Raw genomic sequence first — 6,084 nt, 5'->3', positions numbered from 1 at the left:
TGGTTCCAAACAGATTGGAATCACACAGAGGACACAGAGAACACAGAGGGAACTGAAGACGCGATTGAAGTTCTCTGTGTCCTCTGTGTCCTCCGTGAGAGGCTTTTCAGAAGCTGTACCTGAACGATGCTCTGCAAGGTGGTATCCCGCAGAGTCAGCGGAGAACAACCCGCGGCCCCGCGCGACGTCGTCCCGAGGCGAGCAGAGAACAGCATCCGCCCACCCGGTGTCATCCCGAGGGGCGCGGTAGCGACCCGAGGGATCTACTCGACGCCCGTGGTGGCTGGCAGCCGAGCGGATGCCTGGCGCCCGACGTGGTGTTTGCGAAGTTTTCGTCCGCACGTTACGTTTCCGCCCAAAGTGAACGAACCGAACACCGCCTGCTGTTCCCTGTCCCCTGTAACCTGTCCCCTGAAGTTGCGCTACACGATCAAGGAATGGCCGGCCGACGACCGGCCGCGGGAGCGCCTGCGCTCGCTGGGGCCGCGGGCCCTCTCGCCGCGCGAGCTGCTGGCGCTCCTGATCGAGACCGGCATCCCGCCCATGAACGGCAAGCCTGGGAAGAGCGCCCTGGACCTGGCCGGCGACCTGATCCAGTGGTTCAGGGACGGCGAGGGGAACGAGTCGCTCCGGCGCATCATGACCGCCAGCCTCACCGAGATCTGCAAGGTACCGGGGATCGGGCCCGCCAAGGCGGCCAAGGTGCTGGCGGCGCTCGACCTGGGCCGCCGCGCCGCCGAGGAGGCGCGCCCCGAGCGCGAGAAGCTCCACTGCGCGCGCACCGTCTACGAGGCCATGCGGCTCCGGATGCGCGACCTGGACAACGAGGAGTTCCACGTGCTCCTCCTCAACACGCAGAACGAGCTGCTGCGCGACGTGCGGGTGTCCGTCGGCACGGCCGACATGTCGCTGGTGCACCCGCGCGACGTGTTCAAGAGCGCGCTGGCCGAGGCCGCCACCTCGCTGGTGCTGGTGCACAACCACCCCAGCGGCGAGCCGTCGCCCTCGCCCGAGGACCGCGCCATCACCATGCAGCTCCACACCGCCGGCCAGATGCTCAGCATCCCCGTGATGGACCACGTGATCGTCGGCGAGGGGCGGTACTACTCGTTCAAGGAGGCGGGGCTGCTGGAGTGAAGTGCGTGAGTGCGTGAGTGCGAAAGTGCGAAAGTGATTGCGGGCCAGGTGCTTGCGTATCCGGCAACGCGGGGACGATGGTGATCGATGTTGCCGTTCCGCTGTATGAAGCCTCGCGGGGGTTTGCGAGGCTTTCTGTTGTTGTTGCCGCGGCTTCAGCCGCCTGATCCACCCCCGCACGGAAGGCGCCTGCCGGCATCCCGAAACACGCACCTTTCTCGCAACGCACATCCGTCATTACATTTGCTGGATGATCCATTCTCCGGCCTCCCGTCTCACGCGCCGCGCAGGCGCGGGCCGCGCCGCCTCCGGGCCGGCGCGGACGCCCGCGCGCGCCCGAAGGGAGGGGTGAGGCCGTGGCGACCCAGGCCCCCGCCATCCTGGAGCGCGACGCGCTCGAGACCGCGCGCGCCATCCTCCCCCCCGAGCTGGTCGAGCCGCTCGCCGACTACGCCGAGAGGCTCGACCTGGAGCTGGTCACCCGCGCCTACGAGTTCAGCCGCGTGGCCCACGCCGGGCAGAAGCGCCGCTCCGGCGAGGACTACGTCACGCACACCGTCGAGGTCGCCAGGATCCTGGCCGAGCTGCACCTGGACTCGGTCACCATCGCCAGCGGGCTGATCCACGACGTGGTCGAGGACACCCCGGCCACCATCGACGACGTGCGCGACGCCTTCGGCGACGAGGTGGCCACCGTGGTCGACGGGCTCACCAAGATCGCCAAGGTGCAGTTCCGCACCAGCACCGAGCAGCAGGTGGAGAACTTCCGCAAGCTGCTCCTCTCCATGGCGCAGGACGCCCGCGTGATCCTGGTGAAGCTGGCCGACCGGCTCCACAACATGCGCACGCTGGACTACCTCTCCGAGGAGAAGCGGCGCCGCATCGCCCTGGAGACGCGCGAGATCTACGCGCCGCTCGCCCACCGCCTGGGCGTGGCCCACCTGAAGTGGGAGCTCGAGGACCTCTGCTTCAAGTTCCTGGAGCCCGAGGCGTACAAGGAGCTGGCCCGCAAGATCTCCGAGAAGCGGCGCGAGCGCGAAGAGCTCATCGAGCGCATGCGCGAGCCGCTGGAGGAGGAGCTCAAGGAGGCGGGGATCGACTGCGAGGTCACGGGGCGTCCCAAGCACCTGTGGTCGATCTTCCGCAAGATGGTGCGCCGGCAGAAGAGCTACGAGGAGATCTACGACCTGATGGCGGTGCGCGTGATCGTGGAGACGATCACCGACTGCTACCACGCGCTGGGCGTGATCCACAACCGCTGGACGCCGCTCACCGAGCGGTTCCACGACTACATCGCCACGCCCAAGAGCAACATGTACCGCTCGCTGCACACCACCATCTTCGGCCCCGGCGGGCGGCTGTACGAGATCCAGATCCGCACCCGCGAGATGCACCGCACCGCGGAGTACGGCATCGCGGCGCACTGGAAGTACAAGGAGGGGCAGAAGGGCGACGAAGTCGACGAGCGGCTCTCCTGGTTCCGGCAGGTGCTGGAGTGGCAGCAGGAGACGCGCGAGCCGGAGGAGTTCATGGAGTTCCTCCGCATCGACCTCTTCCAGGACGAGATCTTCGTCTTCACGCCCAAGGGCGACGTCAAGCAGCTGCCCAAGGGCGCCACGCCGATCGACTTCGGCTTCACCGTGCACACCGAGGTGGGGCTGCACTGCGTGGGCGCGCGGGTGAACGGCCGCCTGGTGCCGATCACGCGCGAGCTGGCCAACGGCGACACGGTGGAGATCCTCACCGACCCCAAGCAGCGCCCCTCGCGCGACTGGCTGGCCTTCGTGAAGACGGCCCGCGCGCGCAACAAGATCCGCCAGTGGATCAAGGAGGAGGAGTTCGACAGCTCGGTGCAGCTCGGCCGCGAGTTCATCGAGCGCGAGATCAAGAAGCAGCGCCGCGAGCGCGTCACCGACGAGCGCTTCGACGAGGCCGCCCGCAAGCTCGGCCTCCCCGACGCGGCGCACCTCTTCGCCGCGCTCGGCCGCGGCGACCTGGGCCCCAGCGCGGTGCTGCGCGAGCTGTGGCCGGAGCTGGCGCAGGAGCACCCGAAGCCCCCCTCGGCGTTCGAGCGGCTGGTGTCGCGCGTGCGCGGCGAGCCGCCGGCGGTCAAGATCCAGGGGATGAACAACCTGATGGTGCGCTACTCCCAGTGCTGCCAGCCGGTGCCGGGAGACAAGGTCACGGGCTACATCACCCGCGGCCGGGGCGTGTCCATCCACCGCATCGACTGCCCCAACATCCTGCAGCTGCGCGACCACCCCGAGCGGCGGGTGGAGATCGAGTGGGACGTGGACGGCGCCGACCGCTTCTTCGTGCGCCTGGTGATGGAGGGCACCGACCGCCGCGGCCTCTTCGCCGAGATCGCGGGCGCCATCTCGGCCACCAACACCAACATCAAGAGCGCCGACATCAAGGCCGACGAGCGCGGGATGCGCGGCGAGTTCGTGGTGGAGGTGGAGAACCTCACCCACCTGAACCGCGTGATCGCGGCGGTCAAGAAGATCAAGGGCGTGGTCCACGTCGAGCGCCGTGAGCAGGTCGACCCCGACGCGGTGGCCGACGAGTAGCCTCCCTTCCGCCCGCAGCACCTCCTTCGATCCGGTGCGTCCTCCGCCCGCTCGTCACCGCGGTTCTCCTCCCGCCCCGCTGGACAACCGATGCTCACGCGTTCCTCTTCGCGCCGGCTCCAGATCGCGATCACCGGCGCCGTCTTTCTCGCCTGCACCGTCGCGTCTCCCGCGCACGCGCAGCCGCTGGCCCGCGAGGTGGCGAGGTTCGCGGAGCGGCTGAACGAGGAGCCGGAGAACGAGCTCGGGGAGGGACCCGCGCGGCCGACGCCGGCCACGTGGGACGCGCTCGACGCGATCGTGCTGGCGGCGCTCGGCGGGGGCGTGGCGCCGCACCGGCTGGACAGCCTGCTCGCCACGCTCCCGGGCTACCATCCGCCGTCGGAGGGGGCCGGCTTCCAGCTCGGGCGCACGACCTTCTACAGCAGCCTGCCGCAGGAGACTCCCAACTACTTCGTCGCGCCGGTGCGGGTCGGCGGGCGGACGCTGCTGCTGGGGCTGTACTCGCTCACCTACAACGGCACGGGCCGGATGAGCGTCTACGCCCGGACCGGCGGCCGCTGGCGGCGGACGGCGCGCGTGGACGCCCGCAACCCGCTCACCGCCCACCTCCTCCCCCTGGGCGACACGGTGCTGGGCCTGGTGACGGTGGAGACGTTCGTCGGCGCGGACCGGCAGGAGGGGAGGATCGAGCTCTGGCGGCTGACGCCGGGCGGGCTGCGGCTCCAGCACGCCGAGCGCGGCCGCTTCGTCGACTACGATGTCCAGGCGACCCGGTCCGCCGTCGCGGTGCAGTACGACAGCTTCCCGAAGCACCTCGCCGCGCCGGTGCTGGGCCCGCGGCTCTCCTTCCGCACCACGTACCGGGCGCGCGGGGGGCGCTTCGTGGCGGACACGGTGTCGCTGGCGCCGTGGGTGGAGGTGCTGGAGAGCTTCTACCGCCTGGCGCCGCGGGGTCCGCGCTCCCTCGCGCGCAGCCTGGTGGCGGGCGAGAACGAAGGGTTGTATCGGCTGCTGGCGCGCGCCCGCGAGGTCGATGCCCTGGACGCGGGCGGCGACCTGGCGCGGGGTGAAGGATGGGTGCTCCTTTCGTCGGACCGCGGAGTCCTGCGCGTCGTCTCCCGCCGCGGCCCCGGCGGCCGCTGGCGCATCGTCTACGCCCGGCCTGCCCGCCGCCCAAACTGACTCCTCCTCTAACCGTTTGTAGTCGTGCTTAAGCCGATTACGGGGGAGGTCGTGGTCCTGAGGACGGCAGCGAAAAAGGTGTTACCTCTCCGCCTGCAGTGTGGATGATCTCTGGTCGTTTAAGGAGTGCATCACGAGCCGCCTCGCGGGCAACTGCGTGGAGAGCTCCTTCGCTTAGTGTATCAAGCCGTGCAGATAAACTCTCGATTTTGGCACTCAGTTCTGCGCGCTCGCGAATGTGTTCCCTGTCCATGCGACGAAGATCGTCCTCAAACCGCACTACTGCGGTACGGAGTTCGGAAATTGCAGAATTTGTTATTTTTTCAAGCGATTCGAAGCGGGCCTTAGTCACAACGATCTCTTCATAGAGCTCGCTCAGCTTCTTGAGAATATCCGTAGCGCTCATTGGTCGCTTCCGTCGAGGAGTTGTGTCGTGCTGCTTGGATTTCCAAGTGAACGAGCCCACTCAACCGTTGCGCCGAGTCGAACTTCTTGTTCAGCAATGCCTTTGGCGAGCTCACGCTGCTCCGCAATCAGGTGATCTAAGATGTGGAGTAGAGCCGGTTCGAGTTCAACTGATTCCTCCAACACGGGCGTGGGTATTGAGGCGGGTATTGATGGCGATCTCCCTCGATAGGTAGAATCAACCCACGCGTGGTATCCGGGAAGCTTAAGCATTTGAGCGAGGTACCGGTCCACCGCATTCCCTAAGAGGAGTTCCGTAAGCTGATACTGGCCGCCTTTTGAGATCCGCAACTCGGAAACGACTTGATCCGCGATTGCGAGGAGATGTGAGCGCGGGATTGATTCCTTATACTTCTCGACCTGTTGTTGCACCCATTCCAAGTAGGCGCGCCACAGATCCTGCGGTGCCTTGCTGGTAACCTGAGCGGCCTTTTCAACTTCAGTCGGATTCATTTCATACCGACCGATCGTATGGGGGCTCCGTCATCTCTTCTCGGCTCTTGGCCAACCGATAACTTGCCGGCTCCTTCGCCTTTCATATGCTCCAGCCGTTCACAATGACAGAGTCGTTCCGAACCCGGCGAGTGAATCGTCCAACCACAACCTGATTCGCTCGGTGGTAGTGGTCAACCCTCTTTTATAGAATGTGCCGAATGAGATACTCGTGCAACCTGAGCCTCAGATCCAGATTAAAATTTTGTTGAAGCCCTGCCGTGGCTCATCTCTC

Annotated in this window: 5 protein-coding genes; 3 read left to right on the top strand and 2 right to left on the bottom strand. The window is 66.6% G+C overall.

Annotated features, from left to right (window positions below; translation table 11 throughout):
- The first annotated feature begins 417 nt into the window (after nucleotides 1-417).
- The 3 genes from radC (at nucleotide 418) to VF746_15185 (ending at nucleotide 4,892) form a co-directional block, all read left to right on the top strand.
- The gene (radC, locus tag VF746_15195) at nucleotides 418-1,137 is read left to right on the top strand and encodes a DNA repair protein RadC (protein ID HEX8693766.1); all 720 of its coding nucleotides are present in this window, start codon (nucleotides 418-420) and stop codon (nucleotides 1,135-1,137) included.
- 356 nt (nucleotides 1,138-1,493) lie between these two features.
- Nucleotides 1,494-3,707, top strand: a complete 2,214-nt coding sequence (locus tag VF746_15190) for a bifunctional (p)ppGpp synthetase/guanosine-3',5'-bis(diphosphate) 3'-pyrophosphohydrolase (GenBank protein HEX8693765.1) — start codon at nucleotides 1,494-1,496, stop codon at nucleotides 3,705-3,707.
- A 90-nt stretch (nucleotides 3,708-3,797) separates the two neighbouring features.
- Nucleotides 3,798-4,892, top strand: a complete 1,095-nt coding sequence (locus tag VF746_15185; protein ID HEX8693764.1) for a hypothetical protein — start codon at nucleotides 3,798-3,800, stop codon at nucleotides 4,890-4,892.
- 37 nt (nucleotides 4,893-4,929) lie between these two features.
- Here the strand turns inward: VF746_15185 and VF746_15180 are convergent, their stop codons facing one another.
- Both VF746_15180 and VF746_15175 read right to left on the bottom strand, forming a co-directional pair.
- The gene (locus tag VF746_15180; GenBank protein HEX8693763.1) at nucleotides 4,930-5,298 is read right to left on the bottom strand and encodes a hypothetical protein; all 369 of its coding nucleotides are present in this window, start codon (nucleotides 5,296-5,298) and stop codon (nucleotides 4,930-4,932) included.
- Nucleotides 5,295-5,810, bottom strand: a complete 516-nt coding sequence (locus tag VF746_15175) for a hypothetical protein (GenBank protein HEX8693762.1) — start codon at nucleotides 5,808-5,810, stop codon at nucleotides 5,295-5,297. The genes VF746_15180 and VF746_15175 overlap by 4 nt, the downstream gene beginning before the upstream one ends.
- Nucleotides 5,811-6,084 lie beyond the last annotated feature (274 nt).

The sequence above is a fragment of the Longimicrobium sp. genome (genome assembly GCA_036389795.1).
In the GTDB taxonomy this organism is placed as follows: Bacteria; Gemmatimonadota; Gemmatimonadetes; order Longimicrobiales; family Longimicrobiaceae; genus Longimicrobium.
The sequence above is the reverse complement of the archived record's forward strand: the minus strand, read 5'-3'. Positions and strand labels throughout refer to the sequence as shown.